Genomic DNA, 25234 nt, shown 5'->3' on the forward strand with positions numbered 1-25234 from the left:
CCTGCGCTCGCTCTTGCTCGCTCTTGGGCCGCAATCCAGTCAGCGGATCCCCTCCACGATAACCGGCAAGAGGCTTGTAGTGAGCGGTTGTTGACGAGATTCCGGCCCCCTCAGCAGGGGGACTGACACGCTGGCATATGCCAAAGGCAAGCGCCGAGAGGTAGGTCCCGGCGCTTGCCCGCGTTCACCTCCTGTATTCACAACACCGCGCTGAGGAACTCCCGCGTTCGGTCCTGCTCGGGATCGCTGAAGATCTTCTCCGGCGGGCCGGCCTCGATGACCCGGCCGGAATCGAACATCAGGACCTGGTCCGAGATGTCCCGGGCGAAATTCATCTCGTGGGTCACACAGAGCATGGTGATGTCGGTGGTACGGGCGATGTCCCGGAGGACATCGAGCACACCGGCGACCAGCTCGGGGTCGAGCGCGGAGGTCACCTCGTCGAGCAGCAGCACCTGCGGCCGCATCGCCAGCGCCCGCGCGATGGCGACCCGCTGCTGCTGGCCGCCCGACAGCTGGGTCGGCCGGGCGTCGCACTTGTCGGCCAGGCCCACCAGGTCCAGCAGCCCGCGCGCCCGCTCCTCGGCCTCGTCCTTGGACATGCCGAGCACGGTGACCGGGGCCTCGGTGATGTTCCTGAGGGCCGTCATGTTCGGGAACAGGTTGAACTGCTGGAAGACCATCCCGATCTTCTTGCGGACCTCGCGGACCTGCTTCTCCGGCGCGGGGAACAACTGCTCACCGTCCACCGTGATGGTGCCCTCGTCGGGCTTGGTCAGCGTCATCAGCAGCCGCAGGATCGTGGTCTTGCCGGAGCCGGACGGGCCGATGAGGGTGACGTGCTTGCCCGCGCTCACGGAGAAGTCGAGGTGGTCGAGGACCGTGTTCTCGCCGAACCGCTTGGTCACGTTCTCCAGGCGGATCAGTTCGGTCGAGGGGGCCGGCGCGTCGGTCGGGTTCTTTTCTGTGTCAACGGACAAGGCGTCGCTCCAGGGTGCGCATCAGGACGGAGGCGAGGTAGGAGATGAGGATGAAGGCCACGCCGATCACGGTCAGCGGCTCGGTGAACCGGAAGGTCTGCTGGGAGAACAGCCGTGCCTCGCCCATCATGTCCAGCACGGTGATGGCCATCAGCAGCGGCGTGTCCTTGAGCATCGCGATCACGTAGTTGCCGAGCGCAGGCACGACCCGGCGGATCGCCTGCGGCAGGATCACCACGGTCCACGTCCGCTTGAGCGGCAGGTTCAGCGCGGTCGCCGCCTCCCACTGGCCGACGGGCACCGCCTCGATACCGGCCCGGTAGACCTGCATCGTGTACGTCGAGTAGTGCAGGCCGATGGCGAAGACGCCGGTGGCCAGCGCGGAGAAGGTGATGTCCCACTCGGGCAGGACGTAGAAGAGGAAGAACAGCTGCACCAGCAGCGGGGTGTTGCGCACGAACTCCGTGACCACCCCGACCGGCCAGGTCACCCAGCGCGTCGGCACCCGCATCAGCAGCGCCCACACCAGGCCCAGCGCGAAGGAGATCAGCGAGCCCAGCACCAGCGCCTGGAGGGTGACCAGCAGGCCGTCCCAGAAATGCGGCATGAAGTCGCCTACGGCGTCCCAGTCCCAGTTCATCCGACACCACCTCCGGCTCCGACGCCGGTGGTATCGGCGCGCTTCAGTTCCTGCGCGGAAATGCCGCGCTTCGGCGCCTTGCCGACCCCGGCCTTCAACTTCTTCTCAAGACCCCGCATGACCCGCGTGAGCAGGAAGGCGATCACGAAGTAGATCAGCAGGATGTACGTGTAGATCTCCGCGCTCTCCTGAAGTGCCAGCCGCACCAGGTTGCCGCTGAACGCCAGATCGCCCATGCCCATGATCGACACCAGCGCGGTGCCCTTGAGCAGCTCGATCAGCAGGTTGGAGAACGGCGGGATCATCTCCGGAACCGCCTGCGGCAACAGGATCAGCCGCATCCGCTGCCAGGGCGTGAAGCTGAGCGCGATCCCGCCCTCCTTCTGCGCCGGGTCGACGGCGGTCAGCGCGCCGCGCACGATCTCGGAGCCGTACGCCCCGTAGGTCAGCCCGAGGGCGAGCGTGCCCGCCCACATCGGCACCAGCTGCCAGCCGAAGGCGGGCGGCAGCACGAAGAACACCCAGAAGATCATGACCAGCGCGGACGTCCCGCGGAACACCTCGGTGTAGAAGCCCGCGAGGAAGCGGACGATCCACAGCCGGTGGGTGCGGGCGATGCCGACCACGAAGGAGACGGCGCCCGCGAGCAGCGTGCTGAAGAACAGCAGCTGGATCGTGATCCAGATGCCTTTGAGTACGAGTTCCCACAGTCCCGAGGTCATCCGCCGCACAGCTCCTTCGCGGTGAGATCGGTCATCTCGGCCTTGGTGAAGCCGAAGGGCTGGAGGATGCGGAACAGCTCCCCGCTCTTCTTCAGCTTCCGCAGTTCCACGTTGAAGGCGTCCCGCAGTTTCGTCTCCGTCGGGCGGAACGCGAAGGCGCCTCCGTCGACATGCGGTTTGCCGTCGAGGATGGGTTTGAAGGGCTCGGTCGACTCGGCCTTGCCGGACTTCTTCACCACCTCACGGGTGGTGAGCGCGGTCCCGGCGAAGACGTCGACGCGCCCCGCCTCCACGGCGTTCAGCCCGGCGACCTGGTCGGGGACGATCAGGATGTCGCTCTCCTTGTACCCCGCCTGGACGGCGTACTCGATCTCCGCGTAACCGGTTCCGGTGGCGAACTTCGCCTTCTTCTCGACGACGTCCTTGTAGTTGTGCAGCCCTTTCGGATTTCCCTTGCGCACGATGAAGGCGTCGAGCATCTGGTAGTCCGGATCGGCGAAGATGACCTCGGCGCAGCGCTCGGCGTTGACGTACATCCCGGCCGCGACCACGTCGAACTGCTGCGAGTTCAGGCCGGGTATCAGCGATCCGAACTCCGTCGGCACGGGCTGCACGCTGTCCACCCCGAGCCGCTTGAAGATCGCCCTCGCCAGCTCAGGTGCTTCCCCGGTGAGCTCGCCATCTGTGTTGATGTATCCGAACGGAATCTCACCCGCGATCCCCAGCCGTACGACACCCTGGGCCTTGAGCCGGTCGAGCAGATCACCGCCCTCCGTGGTCGATGCCGTGGCGACGCGCGAGCAGCCCGCGGCACCCAGCGCGCCGAGCGCCGCCACCCCCGCGAGCAGCGACCGGCGCGTGGGCCCGGACGTATATGAGCCATGTTCCATAGATGGAGCCATGGCGGCGCAACTACCCGACCTCATGTGACTTATGCGGGCCGATTTCGGCCCCGGTCCTGGCCAGGCCCTCTTGACCGGCGAGGCACCATGGACTGCATGGCTGATCGTTATATCGAGGTATCGCTGGTCAAGCGCGGAATCACCTGCACGGCCCGGCTGCTCGACGACCGGGCGCCGATCACCTGCGCGGCCGTCTGGGATTCCCTGCCGCTCGCCGGCGACGTCTACCACGCGAAGTACGCACGCAATGAGATCTACGCCCTTTTTCCGCCATTCGCGACAGCGGAACCACCCCTGGAAAACCCGACAGTAACCCCCATTCCCGGCGATCTGTGCTATTTCGCCTTCGCGGGATCGGAGCTGGGCACCAAGGCCTACGGCTACGACCGGGAGGTCCGCCCCGGCACGACCGTCGTCGACCTGGCCCTGTTCTACGAGCGCAACAACCTGTTGCTCAACGGCGACGTGGGGTGGGTGCCGGGGATTGTGTGGGGCGCGGTGGTCGAGGGCCTCCCCGAGATGGCGGAGGCCTGCAACGACCTGTGGCGGACCGGGGCGGCGGGGGAGAGCCTCAGCTTCCGGAGGGCGTGAGGGTGTATGGCGCCCTGGACGGACATGGCCTGAAACTGCTACCGATCAGGGCGCCATCCACCTCGTCGCCACACGGGTTGGAGTACTGACTACTCGCCGCTGTACAGCCCCGGGATGTGCCGCCGCGACGCTGCAATGAACTCATAGATCAAGGACCGCGACTCTTCGCGGACAGGATCCAGTTCGTCCCGCAACTGCGCACCGGGAATTCGGTCAACCGCCTTGAGGGCCCTCCGCCCCAGCTCATCCAGCTCCACGGAGTCCGTCAGCAACTCGGCGCGGAACATGGCCTCCATGGCCGCGGCCCTCAACCTCTGGGCTTCCCGCCGCAGTTCATGAATCGACTCCTCGCCAACGGCGCGGCCATCGTGCTTGGCGAACCAGTAGTCCATCTGACCGCGCCGATAGTTCGCCAGCGCACCCCCGTACGCGCAATACGCGTCGATGCGCTCCTGCCGCAGCCGCTCGCTGCGCGTGAACTGCTCGGCCCGCAGCTCGGTGCGCCGCTGAAACAGATGGGTCAAGGTCGCTCCGAGCAGCGTGCCGAGCACGGCTACGAGGCTTGCGGCAACGACGTCCATGCTGTCAGCGAAGCACGTGCAGACGTATGGCCACACCCAGTCCGCGGACTCTGAGGCGTTCGCACGCTCTGGTCACTCACCACTTGAAAAGGTTCCTTTAGAAAGCTAGCTCTAGATGGATGTCCGAGCCCACGTCCACGCCCGGCACGCCGAAGCGCTCCGTCCACTTCGACGATCCTCGTGCCCTGCGTGCCTACGCCCACCCGACCCGGAGGAAGTTGGTCGGGCTGATACGGGTCGAAGGCCCGTTCACCGCTTCCGCGCGAGTGGCGCGAGGCGGAGCAGCTCAGCGACGACATCGTCTACCTGGCGGCGGCCGAACTCGCCGAGTTGAGAGAGCGGTTCTCATTGCTGCTCGATTCCTACGGCGGGCGGGCCGACGATCCGTCACAGCGCCCTGAAGGGGCGGAGCCGGTGACCGTGTTGCGCATCGCGTTCCGCAACCGCCGGGAAGAGCCCGCGTCATGAACCACCACCCGGACATCCACCACTACATCCACACCGCCCGCGCCGCCGATCTGCATGCACAGGCCTGCGCGTGGCAGCTGCGCCGGACCGTCGGCTCCAATCATTCGGACCCGACCGTCATGCCTGCCCGGGCCCGCCTCGGGTGGCTGCTGATCGAGGTTGGCCTACGGCTCGTGCGCCCGCCGAAGTTGCCGCGCCCGGCAAAGGGCTGACGGTCCCAACTCGTCCTGCCGTGCAGCTTGTTTACGGCGTCATTGAACGAGGTGAGTGTGGCGCCGTGGGTGCCCTGCCTCAAACCGCTTCTTCCCGGGCGGCGGTACGATTTCGCCGTCCATCAGGCAGTGCCATCGCGCCACTTGTTGCAGGCTGCTTCGAGTTCTTTGAGGTCCCCTCCCAAAGGCCCTAGCGGATCCGGCCATATCGGGTGGTCCAGCGCGCGACGTAGATCTGCAATGAATCGTTCTCTGGTTCTCTCGGAGAGTAGTGGCCTTCCGATTGATCGATATCCGGTCTCGATCGGAGTGCTGAGCCATAAGTCGAGTTCGCGGATGTGTTCTCGTGTCCCCTGTTTGAAGCTGATGTCTTGGCTGACCCGTGGGAGGTCCTGAAACGCTTCTCGAATGGCAGCTATTTCTCGCGATACGACTGTGCACACTTTGCGTACCCGTTGGTTCACCTTATGTGCGAACGATGCACTTGCCAGAAATAACGTGACGCTGATGGCGAGCCTAGCTGCACCGGGGAGTGAAGACTGTGCACATACGACCAAGATGCATCCGAATGCGACGAGCACTGCAGCCATTGAATGAACGGTCGTTGCGCTGGTAATACGGTACTCGATGCCTTCCTGGGTGCGTGGATCCCGGGAAGGCTCAAATGGGCCAGCGGCTAGTCGCAATCCGGATATGGTGAATGCGAGAGTAATCCCGATCGATTCAGGGTCCGCACTAGAGCTTCCCACGATAGTGAAAGATGCGGTAGGGGCAAGCGCGATCACGCATCCCGCAGTGGGGGCCGCTAAGGCCGATTTGGTCACTGCCTTTAGTGCACGCTCTGGAGGGTTTATCAATAGTTCGGCGCCAAGTAGCGCGAAGATAAACGCCATGAAGCCTCTCGTGATCCAGTCTTGGAGAGAATCGCCCGAGAATGCGGAGATCGTCAGTATCCCCGAAGCTGTGAGCGCTATGGTGGCCAGCTTCTGATCGCGACGCCGATCCCTTGGGTCCAATTCATGGAAGGCGGTCATTGAATTCTTTCTATGCTGCGGGTAGCCGAGCAACCACCCTTCAAACAGGGATTATCACGCTGTTTCAAGTAGCGCTCTTCTGCATGCTCCCCGCGTTTCAGCGCCCGTTCGCCGGAGCCCGGGCCGCGAGTACCGGAATGGCGGCGATCTTCTCCGCGTCCAAGTGCTCCCACACCAGCCCGGCCGGCCGGTGAGGCGACTCACAGGAGATCACCTCGTCGGGAGTGACGATCAAGTCCACACCGAAGTCGTGATCGGTTGCCGGGAGGTCCTCCTCCAGCACCTGGAGGGAGTGGACTGTGGATACGACCACCGTCCGGTCGCTGATCAGACCAGCTTCCATCAGGAACGCGAACTCAAGATCGGAATATCCGGCGCCCTTGCCGATGCGTACACCGACCCGGTTTACCGCCACACTGCCCACGACCACCATGTCGACGGGCCGCAGGTCAGCCACGTCAACCCGCGGAGCCACCGTCGCCGCAATCTTGCTGGAAGCTGCCTCCTGCGGAGAGACGGGGAGCACCGCGGGATCGAGAAGAAAGAAGGGGCGCGGATCGGCGAGCTTCGGCACGGCCATGAACACCGTCTTCCGCTCGGCAAGCGCGCGAGCCCGCACTGGCAGCTGCGCTTTGTCCGGCACGGCCTTGATGACCCGCGCGTCGCGCCAGGACTTCAGGTCGGCGAGCCGGTCCGCAGCGGCGTCGGAGCCTTTGAAGTTCGGGATGCGGCCGTGTGCTGTGTCGTTCAGGACGGCGTTTTCCGCGTCAAGCAGATCCCAGACGCGCTCGCGTACTCGTTGCTTGGCCTCGTCCGCATGTGTGCGCACGTCGGGCTCCTTCCTGCCGTGGTCACATCGCTTCCATCAATGCCATCAGCCGGTCCTGCGCGTCCTGCACCGCAGGTTCGTTGCGCCATGGGCGCATTTCCCGGGCGGCTCGGAAGACGATGTTCATCCCACCACCTCCGCGTGTGCCATGCAGTTCGCTCACAGCGTCGTTGAGCGCGCTGAGCGCTCCGTCCAGGTCCCCGTCCCGGAGCCGAGCCAGAGTGAGGTTGCCGAGGACGATCGCGCGGGACTTGCGCCTGTCGTGCAGCTCTGCCGCGGTCTGCGCCAGGAGCTGTTCGGCCTTGCGGTAGTCGCCGAGCGAGAGGTAGCAGGAACCGGCCAGACGGCCGAAGTGCGTAGGCGAGAAGAGATCGTGGGCCGCGTCCGCACCGTGGGCCTGCCCCAAGTGCCTCTCGGCGCCCGCGAGGGCGCGCTCACAGTCGCTGCCTTCACCCAGGTAGGCGTACGCCTCCGCGGTGTGCAGCATGGCGAGTCCCGTGAGTACGTGGCTGGTGCATCGGGCTGTACGGACTGCCTGGAGCGCCAGATTCAGACCCTCCCGGTAGTCACTGGCCCCGTAGAGGGCCACGTAGCAGGTCCGTAAGAGGGCGTGCCCTTCCGCGTTTGGGTCGCCCAGATGGCGAGCTACGTCGACGCTCTGCGCGTAGTACGAACGGGCCGTCTCGTGGGCGCGCCGCTGGGAGGCGTCCCAAACGAGCTGCCCCATGAAGGTCGCCGCGTCCGCCTGGAGGATGCGCATCTCGCGCTGAACGCGGCCTGACGGAGCTTCTCCAGCGAGGAAGGCAACCTTGCTCACGTGTTCTCCGGCCCGCGCCAGCAAAGTCGCGGAGGGCAGGCGGTCGTAGCGCTCGCCCAAGGAGGCCATGCGGTCCCGCAGTTCAGCAACCGTTGAGAGATCAACACGCGACGGGTAACGCATGGCGTACTCGGTGCGCTCTGCGACTGGCTGCTCGTCGGCGGACGAGACCACAAGCAGCTCGGTCAACTCCTCTGTGCTGACCCGGAGAACCTCCGCCAGCCGCGGCCGAATCCACGGCTGGGGTGCCACTTTCCCCGACTCCCAGCGCGCGACGGTAGACCGTTCCACACGCAGGGCCTCGGCGAGGCTTTCCTGTGTGTGGCCCACCGCGCGGCGGTGGCGCACCAAGCCGTGCCGTTTCAGAGCCATGGAGCGAATCTCCCGCGTAGTTCTTCGCGATTCCGAAGTCGAAACTCCCGAGGTCATGCCCGGTGATGCGTCATGAATGCCTCATCCATGCGCCAATTCTGCTCTGGTTCGCGGCCGTAGGGAGCGGTTCCGTGGAGCTCCACCGAACGGGCCAAGCGACCCACATGCCACCGCATCCGGGACGGAGAGCGTCATGGCGCCACCCCCACAGAAACCCCGGCAACAACCGTCAATCGCACGGGCGTTGAGCCATGATCCGGCATCCGTAGACGTGGCGCGGAAGTTCACTGAGCACATTCTCGACACCTGGGGGATCGGCGACCGCGTCGACGACGTGCTGCTCTGCGTATCGGAGTTGGCCACCAACGCCGTGCTTCATGGCGCACCCGAGGCGACTGGCATCCTCGTGCGGCTCAGAATCAGCGACCATCTGTTACGCGCCGAAGTGCACGACAGCAGCCCGGCACTGCCTGAACAGCGCTACCCGGACGACGACAGCGACACGGGGCGCGGGCTCCTACTGGTATCCGCGTGCGCTGACGGATGGGGCGTCGATCGGTACGCCGATCACAAGGTCGTGTGGGCCGAGTTCAAGATCGATGCTCCAGTCGCGATGACGGTGATCGCATGCTGACGCCCGCACCCCCGAGTGGCCTCTGGGTACCGGCGGCGCCGAAGAACAGTGTCACCGCTCCTCTCACCGTCCGCACGTGGATCGGTGCCGACCCAGGCGGTCACTCGATTGCCTTCGCCCTCCTGGCGCATCTGCCTGCACGTTGGCGCGACGCCACCCCCGCGGACATTCGCCGGCGCATGATGGCCTTCGCCCTCGCTGCCGGCCTCCGCACACCTGATCAATCCCTCGCCGACCTGGGCACATGTCTTGCGGTGCGCGACGATTCCGCTCACCTGCGACTCCTACGAATCGGCCAGTGCCTCACCCTTCCCACGCACGAGCACTGGAGGCGGCTGCTCCTCACCCGCCCCGAGGTCGCCCTCGTTGTCGGCCTGGCACCGCTCGACGTTCATGCCGCCGAGGACGAAGGCGACCGCTATATCGACCGCTGCCTCCACCAGGGCGACCTCATGGTCGGCCGCGTGCACGCCGAGTGCCTGGCGGGCGGGGCGGCAGCAGGACAAGGGCTGACGAGGTGATCCGTGACCTCATCGAGTGCCTCGGCATTTGGTTAGGGCCTGGGCTCTGCCGGACCTGGCGCACCACCGTCCGTCGCATAACGGCTGGCCTGACTCCGGCCCCGCTTCCGAGTACGCAGAACGTCTTGCCGACGCCGGCCAAGTACACCCGTCGTCCCATGCCGAAGCACGTGCGGGAGCGACTGCGTCCCCTGGACGGGCATGCCGTTGCCCTTGTTCGCCCGTACGTGACTGCTCACGAACAGCGCGTCCAGCACCAGCGCCTCGTCGTGTACCACCACGCCGTACGGCGCCATCGATCAAGCCGAGTCGGTCCTCCGTGACGGCCGCCTTCGCATCCCCACCGCCCAGGGAGGAAGCCCATGCACGAACTGATCGCTAGCCCGTTCCTCGATGAGTACCTCGTCTTACGCCCCGGCGATGACAACGGGGTACAGATTCCGCTCGTCCGGTACCTCGAGCTCAGCAAGGCCGCGGGCAGTGGCGCCGAGGCCCCGCACTGGCTTGTCGACGGCGCACGCCAGGCTTGGGGACTCGACCTCCCTGCACACAGTCCCCTGCGCGACAGCGTCCTCGTGCGCGCCCCTTCCCCGTACGGGATGGCGCGCGCGTCATACGAGATCAACAAGGGCTGTGACTACGACTGCCCGCACTGCTACCTCGGGCTGAAGCGGTTCGAGGGAATGCCATGGGCCGACAAGGTCCGGCTGCTCGACATCCTGCGCGACGCCGGCGTGCTCTGGCTTCAGATCACGGGCGGTGAGCCGCTGATCGACCATGAGTTCCCCGAGGCGTACGCGTATGCCTACGACCTCGGCATCATGCTGACGATCTCGACGAACGGTTCGCAGCTCCACAAGGCAAAGATCCTGGAGACGCTCACCGAGCGCCCGCCCCATCACCTGTCGCTCAGCGTCTACGGCGCGACCGAGGAGACCTACGACGGGTTCACCCGCAACCGGGGTGCGTTCGGCCGCTTCATCCGCGGACTCGACGCCGCGCGCGAGGCTGGCCTGCGCTTGCAGTTGAACATCGTCATCACGAAGGACAATGCCGACGAGTTCGCCGCCATGGAGCAGCTCTCCGAGCAGTACGGCCAACTGTTCGTGTTCACCAACATGTCGCCGACCATCCAGGGCGACGCGACCCCGATTCCCGAGCAGGCCGCGAAGTACCTACGCAAGCGGAAGCCGTTCACCGGCTGCAACGCCGGACACACGTTCTTTCACGCCGACCCGTTCGGCCACGCGTCCATATGCAAGATCGGCCGCGATCCACACATCCCGTTGATGCAGGAAGGCATCGAGGGACTGAAACGCCTTGGCGGCATTGCCGACGGTCTACAGCTTCGCACCGGGGGCTGCGCCGGCTGCACGTTCGGCCAGAAGGACGCCGACGGCAACCCGGGCGGCTGCACCACCTGCCGCCCCATGGCCAAGCTCTACCAGGAGGCGAAGGCACCACGAAACATGTACTGCCAGCATCCCGACCCCGAACCAGTGAGGTGAACCCATGGCAACCGCCATTGAGCCCCGCACCATCGAAGAGACCCGATCCCGTGGCCCCGTGATGGTCGCGATCACGCCCCGCCCGATCGCGCCGACCGCCGGACCGCTCCCCGTCGCGATCACGTCCCGTCCGATCGCCGACGACGAGTTCAGGATCACGAAGGAGATTGGCACGTTCTCTGAAAGCCTCGGCTGCTCGTGCCAGGCTGACGACGACCAGCCGTACTAAAACCGGCACGCACCACAGAGCCGCCCCCGCCCGCGTAGGGTCGGGGGGCGGCTCGCCCGTCCACCCAGGAACCCCACATGCCCGTAGACCGCATCCACTGGGACGACCTACCCCTTGCCGCGCGTCACGCTGTTGAGCAGCACACCGGCCCGGTACTGCGCGTCAAGACCGCCGACGCCGGCGCTAACTCCGGCATCGCTGCCACCATCCAGACCACCGACGGGACCCTGTTCGTCAAGGGCGTGCCCACTGATCACCCCCAGGCTCGAACGCAACAGCGCGAGGCCGTCATCAATCCGTACCTACCTCCGTCATGCCCCCGCTTGCTGTGGCGTGTACAGGCCGCCGGATGGGACCTGATCGGCTACGAGCACCTCATCGGGCGCCACGCCGACTACACCCCTGGCTCCCCCGATCTACCGTTCGTCGCCCGCGCCCTGATCGAGCTCCAGAACACGCCATGCCCCGGCATCGTGCTGAAGCGTGCCGAGGACCGATGGAGCGGCTACGCAGGCCCCGCCGGCGTCGAGCAGCTCGCTGGCGACACCCTGCTGCACACCGACCTCGCCCCGCACAACATGCTTGTGACCGACCGCGCACACCTGATCGACTGGGCATGGCCTACTCGCGGTGCAGCATGGATCGACCCCGCCGTACTCATCCTTCGACTCATGGAAGCCGGTCACACCCCGGAAGCCGCGGACGCGTGGGCACACGGACAGTTCCCGTCGTGGGCGGCAGCCCCGCATGCATCCGTCGCCGCGTTTTCCGAGGCAAACGCCTGCACCTGGGACGAGGTCGCCCGGAACGACCCGCAGGACTGGAAAAAGCACATGGGCCGACTCGCACATGACTGGGTCACCTACTGGCGCACCCACTAGTCACCGCCCGCCCCGTCCCTAGCCTGCGGCTGAGGTGGGCAACCATGGACGTTTCGTGCTCGAGTGTCAGTGCCGTGGGCGAGACTGCCCAACGTGAAGGTGCTTCTGGCGTTACTGGTGATGGGTGTTCTCATTGCGGCCCCCTTTCTCCTGTGGTCCTACGTCCCATTTCAGAGCTGGGCACGTGCGCGCATGCGCGCGGTGAAACGCGAGGTCAGGCCACGCCGACGGTGGTTGGCACTCCGACATGCGGAGCCGCTTCTGAGGGAAGGGCAGGAGGTACTACCGCCGGTCCTGGCTGGCAGGTCTGTGGCGGGAGGGCAAAGACTCACTCCTGAGTGGATGGTGAGGTGGTGGTACGCGGCGCAGATCTCCCTCCCGATCTCCGCGGTGTTGTTCGTTCTCTTCGCCTACTTGGCCTGGAACGCGCAGGCGATCTTCAACTGGCGCCCTCCGCCGACGGACGAGTCTCCCCACCCCCAGTCGCCGGTAGACAACTTGCGAGAGAAGGCGACTGCTCTCGTAGACGTTGTGCAGTCATGGGACTGGCCGGAGGACGCCTTCCTGGGCGTGCGCTTCCTCATCTTGGCGGTGGTGGCCGCAGGCCTCATCCCGCTGCTTATCAGAGTCGTAGCGGTGATTGCTCAGCGACCGGAACACCGGGAGCGGAGGGCAAAGAACAAGCAGCGGAAGTGGGGAGACAGGGCTCACGACGACTTCTCGCTGTGTTGGCCAGTTGTCGCGTTGGTGTTGACCGCAGTTAAGTGCGGCCGTGAGTTCGAGAAGCTGGACAGCGAGGAAGCGGGGGACGACGTCCCCAAGATCTCGTTGAGTGCGGTTGAGCGAGTTCTGTGGCGGGCTCCTCGCGTACGACGAGGCAAGGCGCGCGCACATCAAGATCGAGCTACGGCGGATCACATCGGCCGGGTTGTTGGGGCGTTGCGCGAAGCTGAAGCCCGACAGGATTCGCACCCGAAGCAGGCGTTGCAGGACATGGCGGTCATGTTGCTGACGATCGCGGAACGGTATGCCGAGGGGAAGGTCAGCCATCTACTCGACGACGAGCAGATCGGAGACGCTCCCAAGGTCGTTCATCGTGAAGGGCTGCGCTTGTTGGCCCTTGGAGGCGTTGTCGTGTCGGCGATGGCGGGCGCGGCGTTAGCGGGCCTTCCCGACGCAGCGCTCACTGCTCTGCTGCCACTGGTAGTGATCATCGTGGGCATCCTGCTCTATCGAGAGAAGGGCCCCACTCCGGCGCAACTCAGGGACCTGGTCATCCCCCGGTGATCACTGGGGCAAACGGCTTCGTGCCCCGGCCGTTTCCCAGCGTTTCCCGGGGGAGTCTCCGGGGAGTGCGAGCCCGATAAAACCCGCACCCCCGTCAACGCCCTGAAACGCATGAAACACCAGGTCAAAGCGCTTCAGGGTGCCAATCCCAAGCTCACCGCACCCCGGTCCGAGCTAAGAGGGGGAAGAGTCGGACCGCTCGACACAAGTTGCGCGCTCAGCAGCGCGTACCACCCCCACCAACCCCGGCCTCGTACAGCGCATGCGCGGCACGCAGGACGAGGTCGTCCCCGTGCCGCGCGGCGACCAGCTGCATCCCGATCGGCAGCCCGTCCGTGTCGACTCCCACCGGCACGGTCGCCGCCGGTTGCTGCGTCATGTTGAAGGGGTACGTGAACGGCGTCCACCCCGTCCACCGCCGATGCCCCGAGCCCTTGGGCACCTCGACGCCCGCCTCGAACGCGGTGATCGGGAGCGTCGGGGTGACCAGTAGGTCGTACGACTCGTGGAACCGGCCCATCCGGCGCCCGAGCTCCATGCGTACGTCCACGGCGGCCAGATAGTCCAGCGCGCTGTACCGGGCGCCGGTCGCACAGATCTCCCGCAGCCCCGGATCGAGCGACTCCCGCTGCTGCGGCCCGAGTTGCTGCGTCACCCGGGCCGCGCCGCTGAACCACAGGGTGTGGAAGGCGTCGACCGGGTCGGTGAAGTCGGGGTCGGTCTCCTCGACGTACGCGCCGAGCCCGGCCAGCCGCTCCACGGCCCGCCGTACGGCCGCCGCGACCGCGGGACGGACCGCCACCTGCCCGCCCAGCGAGGGCGAGTAGGCCACCCGCAGCCCGCGGACGCCGCCGGCGAGGGCCTGGACGAAGGACGACGTCGGTGCGAGCGCCGACCAGTCCCGGGCGTCGGGCCCGCCGATCACGTCCATCAGCAGCGCCGCGTCCGCCGCGTCCCGGGTCATCGGCCCGACGTGCGCCAGCGTGCCGAAGGCGCTCGCCGGATACAGCGGCACCCGCCCGTACGTCGGCTTGAGCGCGAAGATCCCGCAGAAGGCCGCCGGGATACGCACACTGCCGCCGCCGTCCGTCCCGAGCGACAGCGGCCCCGCACCCAGCGCCACGGCGGCCGCGCTCCCGCCGCTCGAACCGCCCGCGGTGCGCGAGGTGTCGTGCGGATTCCTGGTCACCCCGGACAGCGGCGAGTCCGTGACGCCCTTCCAGCCGAACTCGGGCGTCGTGGTCTTCCCGAGGAAGACGGCGCCGTGCTCGCGCAGCCGGGCGACGGAGGGGGCGTCCTCGTCCCAACGGCCGTTCGGGTCAATGGTCTTGGAGCCCTTGAGCGTCGGCCCGCCCCGCATGAGCAGGATGTCCTTCACCGTCACCGGCACCCCGTCCACCAGCCCCGCCGGCTCCCCGCGCCGCCACCGGTCCGCCGACGCGGCGGCCTGCGCGAGCGCGTCCTCGGAGTCCAGGCGTACGAACGCGTTGACGGCCGGCTCCATCCGCTCGGCCCGTTCCAGTGCCGCGCGGGTCGCTTCCACAGGGCTGAATTCGCCCTTGCGGTAGCCGTCGACGAGTTGTACGGCGGTCAGCTCGGTGAGCTCCGACATGCAGCAGCCTCCCAGGGCCCTCAGCGTCCGGGTACGTACCCCAGCTTCTTGTCGACCACGTTCACCAGAGATCTGCCCGCCTCCCAGCGTTCGTACAACTCCACGAACTGCCTGCCGAGTTCGTCCCGCCAGCCGATCGTGTCGCCGCTCATGTGCGGGGACACGATCAGACCCGGGAGCTGCCACAACGGGCTGTCGGGGGTGAGGGGCTCATGCTCGAAGACATCCAGCGCGGCGCCCGCGATCCACCGCTTGGCCAGCGCCTCGGCGAGCGCGTCCTCGACGACCAGCTGACCGCGGCCGATGTTGATGAAGCGGGCGGAGGGCTGCATCATGCCGAAGCGGCGGGCGTCGAACATGCCGTACGTCTGCTCGGTGAGCGGCGAGGCCGCGATCACCCAGTCGGCGCGGGCCATCAGCCGGTCGATGTCGGCGGGGCCGTGGATGCCGGTGCGCGGGGTGCGCCCGACCAGCGCCGTCGTGATCTCGAGGGCCTTGAGGGTACGGGCGATCGTCCGCCCGATCGGGCCCGAGCCGACGATGCACGCGCGCGTGCCCGCCACCCGCTGCGACTCGCGGTGCCGCCACTCCCGCGCGCGCTGTAGCTCCCACGTCCGCGGCAGATCCTTGGCCATCGTGAGGACGAGTGCGGCGACGTACTCGGCGATCGGCTGGTCGAAGACGCCGCGGGCGTTGGTCACCACCGTGTCGGAGGCGGCCAGTTCGGGACACATCAGATGGTCCACGCCCGCGCTCGCCGTATGCACCCAGCGCGGGCGCGGACCGTCGCCCGGCCAGGCCGCGCGCACGACGTGCGAGGTGAAGTCCCAGACGAGCAGCACATCGGCGTGCGGGAGGCGTTCGGCGAGGGTCGACGGGTCCGCGTGCTCGATCCGCGCGCGGCCGGTCAGGCGGCCGAGGCGGGGCGGCGGCTCGGCGTCGAGGACGAGGAGGGTGGGCGCGGACGGGGGAGAGGTCATTCGGGGAGCCGTTTCTCGGCGGCGAAGGCCGTCTGACGTGGGCGGTGATACGGCGGTAACAACACGTTGACCTGCGGGCGACATGCGAGGATTGACCACGCTCGCACCCGAACCTACCTTCGTCAACATGGGCGGGCGTCGGGTCCGCTGACCCTGGTTTCTCATGTGAGGCCGGTGCCTGCCGTGGATGTCTCCTTTCTGGGTGGACCGCGCCCTCAGCGCGGTGTCGGTGTAGTCGCCCCCTTCGACTTCGCGCTCGACCGTGAGCTGTGGCGATGGATGCCCGACGAGGTCTCCCTCCACCTCACCCGCACGCCGTTCGTGCCCGTCGAGGTCAGCCTCGACCTGGCCCGGCTGGTCAGCGAACACGAGACGCTCGGCGACGCCGTGCGCACCCTGAACGCCATCGCGCCCGAGGTCGTCGCCTACGCCTGCACCTCCGGCAGCTTCGTCGGCGGCGTCGCGGGCGAACGCGCGATGTGCGAGGCGATGACCCGCGAGGGCGCGGTCCCGTCCGTCACGACGTCCGGTGCCCTGCTGGAGGCGCTGACCGAGCTCCGCGTACGCCGGGTGGCGCTGGTGACGCCGTACACCGTGTCCGTGACCCGCTCGCTGGAGGAGTATGTGGCGGAAGCGGGCGTCACGGTCACGGGCTGCGCCTTCATGGGCCTGACGCGGCACATCTGGAAGGTGCCGTACCGGGATGTGGCGGACATGGCCCGGCAGGCGGTGGGCGAGGGCGGGGCGGACGCCCTGTTCATCAGCTGTACCAACCTGCCGACATACGACGTGATCCCCCAGTTGGAGGCGGAACTGCGCCTACCGGTCATGTCGGCCAACCAGGTCACGATGTGGGCGGCCCTGCGCCGATTGGGTACCCGGGCAGTGGGGCCGTATCAGCGGCTGGTCGATCCGGCCGCGCGTACCGGCCCCGTACTGCCGGAGGAAGAGCAGCAGCAGGAAGGTTGGACATGACCGCACTCGGTTTCCTCTACCCGGGCCACTCCGCCGAGGACGACTATCCGCGCATCGAGCAGCTGCTGGGCAGCGACATCAGGCTCGACGTCGTCCACACGGACATCGGCGAGGACGCCCACCGGGTCGACGCCCTGCTGCGGATGGGCGCGGCGGAACGCCTGTCGGCGGGCGTCGAATCCCTCCGCCTGACCGGCGCGGAGGCCGTGGTGTGGGCCTGCACCAGCGGCAGTTTCGTCTACGGCTGGGAGGGCGCCCACGATCAGGTCCGCAGCCTCGCCCGCACCGCCGGCATGCCCGCGTCCTCGACGTCCTTCGCCTTCGTGCACGCGGTACGGGAGCTGGACGTGCGGCGGGTCGCGGTCGGGGCGACGTACCCGGACGACGTGGCGGACCTGTTCGCCGCGTTCCTGCGGGCCGCAGGCGCGGAGGTGCTGTCCGTCCGCGGCTCCGGGATCATCACGGCCGCGGAGGTCGGCACGTGGGGCGAGGAAGAGGTGCTGGCGCTGGCGCGCGAGGCGGACCACGCGGACGCGGACGCGGTCCTCCTCCCCGACACCGCCCTCCACACGGCCTCCTGCCTCCCGACCCTGGAGAAGGAACTGTCCAAGCCGGTCCTCACCGCCAACCAGGTCACGGTCTGGGAGGCCCTGCGACTGACGGACCGCCGCGTGAACGCGCCGGAGCTGGGTTCCTTGTTCACGAGGGAACCGATCGTCCAGGCATGAGCCCACTCGCCCCTGCCGCTGGCTCAAGGTTCAGCCCCTCCGGCGTTTGAGGAGCGGGGTCGAAGGGGCGGAGCCCCTTCAGGACGGGACGGGTAGGGGCGGCGGGGGCGAAAACCCTCCCGGGAATAAACGGAGACAGCCTCCTGTTGACCTGCCGCGGACAGCGCACGGCACCAACACAGGAGGCTTCACCGTGACGGCAGACGAGATCCGGGGCACAGCGCAGGGCACGGCCCCCACCCCCCTCTCCGTACTGGACCTGGTCACCGTCGGCGCGGGCCACACCGCCACCGAGGCGCTCCGGACCAGCGTCGAGCTGTCCCGCCTCGCGGAGTCCCGCGGCTTCCACCGCTACTGGGTCGCCGAGCACCACTCCATGCCCGGCGTGGCCTCGTCGTCGCCCGCCGTGATCCTCGCCCACCTCGCCGCCCACACGAACCGCATCCGCCTCGGCTCGGGCGGAGTGATGCTCCCGAACCACGCCCCGCTCGTCATCGCGGAGCAGTTCGGCACGCTGGAGGCCATGGCCCCCGGCCGTATCGACCTGGGCCTCGGCCGCGCCCCCGGCACGGACGGCGCCACCGCCGCGGCCCTCCGCCGCACGGACCGCCTCAACGAAGGCGCCGACGACTTCCCCGAACAGCTCGCCGAGCTCAACCGGTTCCTGGACGACGACTTCCCCGACGGCCACCCCTACCGCCGGATCCACGCCGTCCCCGGCCCGGTCCAGGCGACCAGCCCCGGCGGTGTCCAGTCCCCGCACCGCCCGCCGGTCTGGCTCCTCGGCTCCTCCGGCTTCAGCGCCCGTCTCGCCGCCGTCCTCGGCCTGCCCTTCGCCTTCGCGCACCACTTCTCGGCGCAGAACACGATCCCGGCCCTGGACCTCTACCGGGAGTCCTTCCAGCCGTCCGCCGTCCTCGACGAGCCGTACGCCGTCATCGGCGTCTCCGCGCTCGCGACCGAGGACGAGAAGGAGGCCCGCCGTCAGGTCATGGCCGGGGCGCTGAACATGATCCGCCTGCGTACCGGCCGTCCCGGTCTCGTCCCCACCCCCGAGGAAGCCGAGGCCTACGAATTCAGCCCCATGGAGCGGGAGTTCATCGGCTCCTGGAACTCCAACATCATCCACGGCACCGCCGACGAGGTCCGCGCAGGCCTCGACGACCTCCAAAAGCGCACCGGAGCCGATGAGTTGATGCTCACCTCGCACGCCCACGACGGAGCGCTGCGCGTCCGCAGCTACGAACTCATCGCGGACGCCTACGGATTGCCGACCGCCGCCTGAACCCCCGGCGGGCCCAGCAGCTCGGAGATACGATCCGGCGACACCGGACGGGAGTACAGCCACCCCTGCCCGGTGTCGCAGCCGATCCGCCGAAGACGGGTGGCCTGCGACGACGTTTCCACGCACTCCGCCGTGACGGTCAGCCCCAGCCGGTGGGCGAGCTGGATCATCGCCTCGACGATGACCTCGTCCGCCGGGTTGGGCGCCACGGCCTTGTCGGCCTTGTCATCGGAGCTGTCGTACTGGAAGCCCCGTACGAACGACCCGTCCAGCTTCAGCACCGACACCGGCAGCCGGCTGAGATACGCCAGGTTCGAGTAGCCGGTGCCGAAGTCGTCGATCGCGATGCCCACGCCCATCGCGCTCAGCGCCTGGAGTGCCTGGAGGGGACGCCCGGCCGAGCCCATCACCGCCGACTCGGTGAGCTCCAGTTGGAGCAGATGCGGCTCCAGTCCCGTCTCCGCCAGCGTCTCGGCCACGTCCGCGACCAGGTCCGAGTCCCAGACCTGACGGACCGCGACGTTGACGCTGACGAACAGCGGCGGCTCTTCCGGGTGCTCCAACTGCCAGCGCCGCGCCTGCCGGCAGGCGGTCGCCAGCACCCAGCGGCCGAGCGGCACGATCGAACCGTCCTCCTCCGCCAATCCGATGAACCGATTCGGCGTCAGTACGCCGAACTGTGGATGGTTCCATCTGACCAACGCCTCGACCCCGCGCACCCGTCCGTCCTCCATGCCCACCAACGGCTGGTATTCGAGGGTGAATTCACCGCGCTCGATGGCCGGACGGAGGGTGGAGGCCAGGGCCTGGCGGGTCATGCGGTGGGCGTTGCGCTCCGGGTCGAAGAGCGTCCAGCGGTCCTTGCCGTCGGCCTTCGCCCAGTACAGCGTGGTGTCGGCGACCTGCATCAGACCGGTCGCCGTCGTCCCCGCCGCCTGGCGTTCGACCACGCCGATCGACGCCGAGAGCGACAGCCGCTGGCCGGACAGGTCGAAGGGCGCCTGTAGCGCCTTCAGCACCGACTCGGCCAGTTCGGCGAGTTGCTCGGTGCCCGTCGAGTCCTCGACCAGCAGGGCGAATTCGTCCCCGCCGAGCCGTGCCACCAGCGGCGTGCTCGCCCGGGCGTAACCGGCCTCGTCCGCGCAGCGCGTGAGGCGTTCCGCCACGGCGGCCAGCAGCCGGTCGCCGACCCGGTGGCCGAGCGTGTCGTTGACCGCCTTGAAGCCGTCCAGGTCCAGATAGCACAGCCCGATCCGTCCGGTGCCACCCTCGTCGTACGACTCCGCCTCCAGCGCGGCCGAAAGGCGCTCGAAGAACAGCGTGCGGTTGGGCAGCCGGGTCACCGGGTCATGCATCTGCAAGTGCCGCAGCCGCGCCTGGAGTTCACGCCGGGCACTGATGTCGGCGACGGACAGCAGCACCGCCTCGGCCCGGTCCGGCAGCGGCCCGACCATGACCTGCACCCACACCGCGTGTCCGTCGGGATGCTTGATACGACGCGTGCAGCGCAGCCGCGCCTCCCGCCCGCGCAGTACCTCGCGATACGCGTGCCAGGTACGGGCGTCGGACGCCAGGTCCACCAGATCGGCGGCGAGCCGCCCGGCCAACGCCCCTGACTGCGCGCCGATCAGGGCGCCGAGCGCTTCGTTGGCACTGACGACCAGGCCCTCGCGGTCGACCACGGCCATCGCGAGCGGGGCCGCGGTGAAGGCGGAACGGAAGTCGACTGCTGGGGCCAAAGTGTCCGGGTCGGTACCGGGCGAAGACATTTCATTACTCTCTGTGACAGCAGGTCGGATGAGATCTGCCGTGGGCGCCGGCCCTTCGGACGTTCCGCTCACCGCTTGCTCCCGCAGTGCACTCGATCTTCGGATGGGTCTCGTCGGGTTGGCCGACCGGGAGGAAGGCCGCCGGGCCGTGTCCGGGCTGGAAAGTGTGCCGATCATAGAGGCTGGCCTCCGGCCCTTCCAGCCACTCTCCAGTGTCCCCGACGCACCGGCCTTTCTGGCAGATCGTTTCTGCCCGCACATGGGCGGGTTCTTCGGCCCCCCGACCGCATGTGACGTTCCGTGAGCGATTCGGGGGTGTCGTCTCTGGCGGTTGTCGCTGGTGGTCTCTTCTGACGGTCTCTCCGGTCCCTCACTCATCTGGTTCAGACAAACAGGACGTAGTACGACAATCTCCCACAGGCTGGATGCGGTGTCCCGCGAACCGCACCCGGAGGTCCCCGTGCCGCGTCAGCTCTCCCTCATCGGACTCACCCATGTGGTCCGCCGAGGGTTCGGTGGGATGGCGGCGCGGCCCCGACTGCGCAGTACGGCCGCGGTGTTCACCACGATGTCCGCGCTCGCCGCGACCTCCCTGATCACGGGCCCCTCGGTCGCCGAGCCCTTCTCGGCGGCCTCGTGCGCCCTGCATCGCACCGACGCCCATCACTCGGAGGGCGTCGACACCTGGAACGCCGCCTATCCCCGCCCGGCCCGTCAACTGGACGCGGTCATGGTGTTCCTTTCCTTCCCGGACTCCGCCCCGCTGACCACCCCCGTCGAACTGGCCGCCGACCACTTCCCGGCCACCAGCCGCTTCTTCGAACGCGCCTCCTACGGCCGTTTCACCCTGCGCCCGCACCCACTCCGGCGCTGGATCGGTATGCCCCAGTCGTCGACCTCGTACGCCATACAGCGCGACTGGAATTCCGCGCACCGGGCGGCGTTCCTGCGCGACGCCATGGCGTCGGCCGATCCGCACGTCGATTTCTCGCGCTACGACATCGTCTACTTCGTCGCCGATCCGCACGCCCCCGGCGTCGACTCGGACGCGACGAAGGTCGTCAACCTGGAGGCTCCGCTGCGGGCCGACGGCACGGATCTGCACCGGGTCGTCACGGTCTTCGAACAGCACCCGCCGGACCGGCTGGTCCTGGCCCATGAGACCGGTCATGTCTTCGATCTGCCGGACCTGTACCACCGTCCGAGGGACGGCAAGGGCGACTGGGACACCTATGTGGGCGACTGGGACCTGATGGGCAGCCAGTTCGGCCTTGCGCCGGACCTGTTCGGCTGGCACAAGTGGAAGCTGGGCTGGCTGGACGGGCGGCAGGTGCGGTGCGTGCAGGGCAGTGGACCCACCCGGCTGACCCTGGAGCCGCTCGCGGCGGGCCCCGGCGTCCCGGCGGTCGGCGCCGCGGGCGCCCCGTCCTTCGGCCTCGGCCGCGGCACCAAGGTGGCCATCGTCCGCACCGGCGCCGACACGGCCCTCGCCTTCGAGGCACGCGGCCCCGTCGGCAACGACGCGACAGCCTGCCGTCAGGGCATCCTCGTCTACCGCATCCGCAGCGGCGAGGAATCCGGCGGCGGCCCGATCGAGGTCATCGACGCCCATCCCCGCACCGAGGCCTGCTGGGAGAACTCGGTCTACCCACCCCTCGCGGACGCCCCGGTCGCCCTCGGCGAGACCTTCACGGTGCCGGGTGAGCCGGTCCGGGTGGAGGTGGAGGGGCGCACGGCGGCGGGGGCTTGGACGGTGAAGATCACGGGTGGGTGACCGCTCGGCCGACGCCGCGCAGAAACGACGATGGCGAGGCCGGTTCGCGCATTCCGCGAACATGCCTCGCCATCGACAACGTGCGCCGCCAGGGACTCGAACCCCGGACCCGCTGATTAAGAGTCAGCTGCTCTAACCAACTGAGCTAGCGGCGCTTGCTGACGTCGTAGACCTTAGCATCCTGATCGGCGGGAGGAAAAATCGATATCCGTACGGTGGAGCGGGCCGCGCGCAGGGCCGCCCACAGCAGGATTTCCGGGCCCGGCAGCCAGGGGTGACGGGTGTCGGGGGCGACGAGCCAGCGGGACTGGACGCCGATCGCGCCCAGTGGTGCGGGGAGGGTCACGGCGTCGCCGTGGCCGTGACAGAGCAGGGGCGGGATGCCTCCGGTGCGGCGTTGCTCCCGGTCGCCGGCGCCCCACTCCTCCCAGTCCAGCAGCGACGGCAGCCGCTGTGCCGTACCGGGCCCGGCCAGCAGCAGCATCCGCCCACGGAACACCGCCACCGGCCCGGACCCCGGCCCCTCGTCCCACAACCGGTCGAGCAGCTCACGCCCGAAGAGTGCGGGCGCGCTCACGACATCGAAGGCGGTACCGCACGGGAGGACGACCGGAGCGTGCGGCCGTTCTGCCCAGAGCGCGAGGGTGCTCCGCGGGTACATGCCTGCGGACGCCAGCCATGCTGCCCCGTCCGAGGTGACCTCGGATACAGCGGGTGCACCGGATGCGTCGAATCGATCGGAGAACGGCTCATTGCGGGTGCTGGGGCTCATGCCATCAACATGTACCGGCGGTGAGCATCGGGTTCCGGAGAGTTGCGGGAAACCGGGACGGGAGGGGGTGGAAGGGAGTATCTTGCCCGCCTGGCATATGCCAGTGCGCCTACACCGGGTCCGCGGTGCCCCGCCCGCCGTCTGAGGTACCCCCCATGAGGTCCCGCCCGAACTCGACCATCTTCTTCGCGTAGTCCTCGGTCCACTCGGCCCGCTCGGCGATGTCCGCCGCCGTCAGCCGGTCGAACCGTCGAGGATCCGCCAGTTGCGCGGCCGCCATCGCCTGGAACTCCACCGCACGATCGGCCGCCGCCCGGAACGCCTGTGTCAGCTCCGTCGCCCGCGCCAGCAACGCGCGTGGATCCTCTATCGACTCCAGATCGAAGAAGTGCTCGGGGTCTTCAGCCACCTGCGCAGGCTCGAAGAGCAGGGGCGCGGGGCGAAGCCGCGGTTCGTTCCGACGCGGCGTGGGCTCCGCCATGTCTGTCTCCTCCTCGTACGTCACGGACCACCTCCCCCGCCAGCGTGGGACACCCCCAGCGGACAGGACCACCGTCCATTCTCTCGCGCCCACGCAAGTGGGCCGGGACGACCTTGGCTCCGGCCCACCTACTTGTGCAGGACATGGCGCATCAGGGCCGCCACTTCACCCGCCGTTCGGTGAGATGCGCCAGCACCGCGTGGTTGGCCTCCCAGCCGTCGGGGAATTTCACGACCGTCCCCAGCTGCACCGGCTCCGTCGACGGGTACTCGTCCAGCAGCTCGCTCACCCCGGCGCGGCACACCACGATGCATGCATGCCGGTGCCGGGAGGCGAGTACGCAGAGTCGGCCGGTCTCCAGGTGGAACGCGGTCGCGTCGGGGCGGCCGGACAGGGGATGCAGGACCACCGTGACGTCGTACTCCCGCCCCTGGAGCCGGTTGGCCGTGTCGACGGTGACATCGGCGACGCCCAGCTCGCCCAGTGCCGCCCGTACGGCCGCCGCCTGGTCCCGGTGTGCTGTGCCGACCGCGATCCGGTCGGCGGTCAGCGGGGCCGGTCCGTCCGACCGTTCCGACGTGGCCGCACCGCCGCGGTCCAGCAGACGCCGTACGACCGTCGCCACGGCCCGCACCGCCTCCGGATCGGTTCGCGGTGTGTGCCGCGCGGGCAGCTCCAGCAGGCCCCAGCCCGACTCGGCCGCCTCGTCGATCACCCGGTCGGGGCCGGAGCCGTCCGAGGGGACCGCGAAGGTCAGCCGACGGTCGCCGTGACCCGTGCCGCTACGGAACGGCGTGTACGGGTAGAAGGCGTCCGACACCAGGGGCGCCGCCGACGCCGGGAGCCGCCAGGACACCGGGAGGCGGTGCTGCGGCAGCTCGGGGTTGTGCGCGAGCAGGGTGGTCACGGCGGAGCCCGACGGGTCGTACGACAGGCCCGCCCACTGCTCGCTGCCCACGATCGCGAACGGGTCCAGCTGCCCGGGGTCGCCCACGAACAGCGCACGCTCGAACAGCCCGGCCACGGCGAGCAGCGCGTCCGAGCGCATCTGGTACGCCTCGTCGACGATCGCGTGCCGCCACGGCTCGTCGACCTTGACGTGCGCCCACTTGGCGGCCGTCGAGATCACGACCGGGAGGCCGGTGAGGTCGGCGGCCTTCGCGGACTTCCGTACGTTCGGCAGGTCGTCCAGCGCCTTGTCGTACGGGTCGGTGTCGCTGCTGTGCAGCCGGCCGACCGGCAGCTCGGGGTTCTTCTCGGCGAGTCTCAGCACCAGATCGTCGACCTGCGCGTTCGTCTGCGCGACGACCATCAACGACCGCCCGGCGTCGGCGAGTTCGAGCGCCGCACGGACGACAAGCGTGGACTTGCCGGCGCCGGGCGGGGAGTCGACGACGACGCCCCGGTGGGTGCCGTGCAGGGTGTCGGAGAGGATCGCTGCGACGGCCTGCGCGGCGGCCGTACCAGGGTCGGGCGGGGCTCCCTGAGTGCGGGCCGTCACTGGTTGTGCCATTCGAGTGACGGATGGTAGTGTCGCCGCGTGCTGAGCGAGAACCAAGCCAGCACAGCAACCTCCAATCTCTGGGGAAACCGGGCTGGTTCCAACCCGACTGGTGCCGATCGCGGAAGACTCGGTCGCTCGCTGAGCGA

25 protein-coding genes and 1 tRNA gene are annotated in these 25234 nt (G+C 68.2%); 12 read left to right on the forward strand and 14 right to left on the reverse strand.

The genetic code is table 11. The features are described 5' to 3' along the window. Positions 1–197: 197 nt before the first annotated feature. From ehuA to ehuB, 4 genes are read right to left on the reverse strand one after another with little or no spacing between them, the layout of a single operon-like run. A complete protein-coding gene (gene ehuA, locus KCH87_RS33670) occupies positions 198–980 on the reverse strand; it encodes an ectoine/hydroxyectoine ABC transporter ATP-binding protein EhuA (RefSeq protein ID WP_210591093.1) in 783 nt (260 codons plus the stop codon). Further along, positions 970–1620 (reverse strand): ectoine/hydroxyectoine ABC transporter permease subunit EhuD, encoded by a 651-nt coding sequence (ehuD, locus tag KCH87_RS33675; RefSeq protein ID WP_210591096.1) that lies wholly within the window; start codon positions 1618–1620, stop codon positions 970–972. Before ehuD ends, ehuA begins: the two co-directional genes overlap by 11 nt. After that, on the reverse strand, positions 1617–2342 hold the full coding sequence (ehuC, locus tag KCH87_RS33680; protein ID WP_210591099.1) for an ectoine/hydroxyectoine ABC transporter permease subunit EhuC: 726 nt from the start codon (positions 2340–2342) through the stop codon (positions 1617–1619). The genes ehuD and ehuC overlap by 4 nt, the downstream gene beginning before the upstream one ends. Further along, complete coding sequence (gene ehuB, locus KCH87_RS33685) at positions 2339–3232, reverse strand: ectoine/hydroxyectoine ABC transporter substrate-binding protein EhuB (RefSeq protein WP_247197215.1); 894 nt, start codon at positions 3230–3232, stop codon at positions 2339–2341. Before ehuB ends, ehuC begins: the two co-directional genes overlap by 4 nt. Positions 3233–3340: 108 nt before the next feature. Here ehuB and KCH87_RS33690 point away from each other — a divergent pair, with 108 nt between their 5' ends. Further along, a complete protein-coding gene (locus tag KCH87_RS33690) occupies positions 3341–3835 on the forward strand; it encodes a DUF3830 family protein (RefSeq protein ID WP_210591105.1) in 495 nt (164 codons plus the stop codon). Positions 3836–3924: 89 nt separating this feature from the next. On the opposite strand, the gene KCH87_RS33695 is transcribed toward KCH87_RS33690, so the two are convergent. Then, entirely contained in the window at positions 3925–4416 is a 492-nt protein-coding gene (locus tag KCH87_RS33695) for a hypothetical protein (RefSeq protein WP_210591107.1), read from the reverse strand. A 464-nt stretch (positions 4417–4880) separates the two neighbouring features. On the opposite strand from KCH87_RS33695, the gene KCH87_RS33700 reads away from it, so the two are divergent. Next, the gene (locus KCH87_RS33700) at positions 4881–5096 is read left to right on the forward strand and encodes a hypothetical protein (RefSeq protein WP_210591110.1); all 216 of its coding nucleotides are present in this window, start codon (positions 4881–4883) and stop codon (positions 5094–5096) included. A 1131-nt stretch (positions 5097–6227) separates the two neighbouring features. Here the strand turns inward: KCH87_RS33700 and KCH87_RS33705 are convergent. Then, positions 6228–6959 (reverse strand): 5-formyltetrahydrofolate cyclo-ligase, encoded by a 732-nt coding sequence (locus KCH87_RS33705; RefSeq protein WP_210591113.1) that lies wholly within the window; start codon positions 6957–6959, stop codon positions 6228–6230. A gap of 22 nt (positions 6960–6981) precedes the next feature. Next, positions 6982–8205 carry a helix-turn-helix transcriptional regulator gene (locus KCH87_RS33710; RefSeq protein WP_308298985.1) on the reverse strand — a complete coding sequence of 408 codons (1224 nt, stop codon included), beginning with the start codon at positions 8203–8205 and terminating at the stop codon, positions 6982–6984. 136 nt (positions 8206–8341) lie between these two features. On the opposite strand from KCH87_RS33710, the gene KCH87_RS33715 reads away from it, so the two are divergent. From KCH87_RS33715 to KCH87_RS49545, 6 genes are all read left to right on the forward strand, one after another. Then, positions 8342–8782 (forward strand): ATP-binding protein, encoded by a 441-nt coding sequence (locus tag KCH87_RS33715; RefSeq protein ID WP_210591119.1) that lies wholly within the window; start codon positions 8342–8344, stop codon positions 8780–8782. After that, complete coding sequence (locus KCH87_RS33720; RefSeq protein WP_210591122.1) at positions 8776–9303, forward strand: hypothetical protein; 528 nt, start codon at positions 8776–8778, stop codon at positions 9301–9303. Before KCH87_RS33715 ends, KCH87_RS33720 begins: the two co-directional genes overlap by 7 nt. Before the next feature lie 362 nt (positions 9304–9665). Continuing rightward, positions 9666–10811, forward strand: coding sequence for a radical SAM protein (locus KCH87_RS33725; protein WP_210591125.1), 1146 nt, complete (start codon positions 9666–9668; stop codon positions 10809–10811). 4 nt (positions 10812–10815) lie between these two features. Further along, positions 10816–11040 (forward strand): hypothetical protein, encoded by a 225-nt coding sequence (locus tag KCH87_RS33730; RefSeq protein ID WP_210591127.1) that lies wholly within the window; start codon positions 10816–10818, stop codon positions 11038–11040. A gap of 77 nt (positions 11041–11117) precedes the next feature. Next, on the forward strand, positions 11118–11921 hold the full coding sequence (locus KCH87_RS33735; RefSeq protein WP_210591130.1) for an aminoglycoside phosphotransferase: 804 nt from the start codon (positions 11118–11120) through the stop codon (positions 11919–11921). 93 nt (positions 11922–12014) lie between these two features. Continuing rightward, on the forward strand, positions 12015–13208 hold the full coding sequence (locus KCH87_RS49545) for a hypothetical protein (protein ID WP_247197216.1): 1194 nt from the start codon (positions 12015–12017) through the stop codon (positions 13206–13208). 217 nt (positions 13209–13425) lie between these two features. Here the strand turns inward: KCH87_RS49545 and KCH87_RS33745 are convergent, their stop codons facing one another. Next, complete coding sequence (locus tag KCH87_RS33745) at positions 13426–14820, reverse strand: amidase (RefSeq protein ID WP_210591133.1); 1395 nt, start codon at positions 14818–14820, stop codon at positions 13426–13428. A 20-nt stretch (positions 14821–14840) separates the two neighbouring features. Beyond that, on the reverse strand, positions 14841–15800 hold the full coding sequence (locus tag KCH87_RS33750) for a D-2-hydroxyacid dehydrogenase (protein ID WP_210591135.1): 960 nt from the start codon (positions 15798–15800) through the stop codon (positions 14841–14843). Positions 15801–15983: 183 nt separating this feature from the next. Between KCH87_RS33750 and KCH87_RS33755 the strand changes: the two genes are divergently transcribed. The 3 genes from KCH87_RS33755 to KCH87_RS33765 all read left to right on the forward strand — a co-directional run bounded on the left by KCH87_RS33755 (position 15984) and on the right by KCH87_RS33765 (position 18788). Continuing rightward, positions 15984–16775 (forward strand): aspartate/glutamate racemase family protein, encoded by a 792-nt coding sequence (locus KCH87_RS33755; protein WP_210591138.1) that lies wholly within the window; start codon positions 15984–15986, stop codon positions 16773–16775. Then, on the forward strand, positions 16772–17503 hold the full coding sequence (locus KCH87_RS33760; RefSeq protein WP_210591141.1) for an aspartate/glutamate racemase family protein: 732 nt from the start codon (positions 16772–16774) through the stop codon (positions 17501–17503). The genes KCH87_RS33755 and KCH87_RS33760 overlap by 4 nt, the downstream gene beginning before the upstream one ends. A 193-nt stretch (positions 17504–17696) precedes the next feature. Next, a complete protein-coding gene (locus KCH87_RS33765) occupies positions 17697–18788 on the forward strand; it encodes an LLM class flavin-dependent oxidoreductase (protein ID WP_210591144.1) in 1092 nt (363 codons plus the stop codon). On the opposite strand, the gene KCH87_RS33770 is transcribed toward KCH87_RS33765, so the two are convergent. Next, complete coding sequence (locus KCH87_RS33770) at positions 18764–20629, reverse strand: bifunctional diguanylate cyclase/phosphodiesterase (protein ID WP_210591147.1); 1866 nt, start codon at positions 20627–20629, stop codon at positions 18764–18766. The two genes, KCH87_RS33765 and KCH87_RS33770, sit on opposite strands and share 25 nt — an antisense overlap. A gap of 358 nt (positions 20630–20987) precedes the next feature. Between KCH87_RS33770 and KCH87_RS33775 the strand changes: the two genes are divergently transcribed. Continuing rightward, entirely contained in the window at positions 20988–22331 is a 1344-nt protein-coding gene (locus KCH87_RS33775; RefSeq protein WP_210591149.1) for a M6 family metalloprotease domain-containing protein, read from the forward strand. Between the two features lie 81 nt (positions 22332–22412). Here the strand turns inward: KCH87_RS33775 and KCH87_RS33780 are convergent. From KCH87_RS33780 to KCH87_RS33795, 4 genes are all read right to left on the reverse strand, one after another. Then, positions 22413–22486: transfer RNA gene (locus KCH87_RS33780), tRNA-Lys, on the reverse strand. After that, complete coding sequence (locus tag KCH87_RS33785; RefSeq protein ID WP_210591152.1) at positions 22477–23103, reverse strand: hypothetical protein; 627 nt, start codon at positions 23101–23103, stop codon at positions 22477–22479. The genes KCH87_RS33780 and KCH87_RS33785 overlap by 10 nt, the downstream gene beginning before the upstream one ends. A 109-nt stretch (positions 23104–23212) precedes the next feature. After that, the gene (locus KCH87_RS33790) at positions 23213–23584 is read right to left on the reverse strand and encodes a hypothetical protein (protein WP_210591155.1); all 372 of its coding nucleotides are present in this window, start codon (positions 23582–23584) and stop codon (positions 23213–23215) included. A gap of 151 nt (positions 23585–23735) precedes the next feature. Further along, the gene (locus KCH87_RS33795; protein ID WP_210591158.1) at positions 23736–25097 is read right to left on the reverse strand and encodes an AAA domain-containing protein; all 1362 of its coding nucleotides are present in this window, start codon (positions 25095–25097) and stop codon (positions 23736–23738) included. Positions 25098–25234: the final 137 nt, after the last annotated feature.

Source organism: Streptomyces sp. GESEQ-35, assembly GCF_017948485.1.
Lineage (GTDB): Bacteria > Actinomycetota > Actinomycetes > Streptomycetales > Streptomycetaceae > Streptomyces.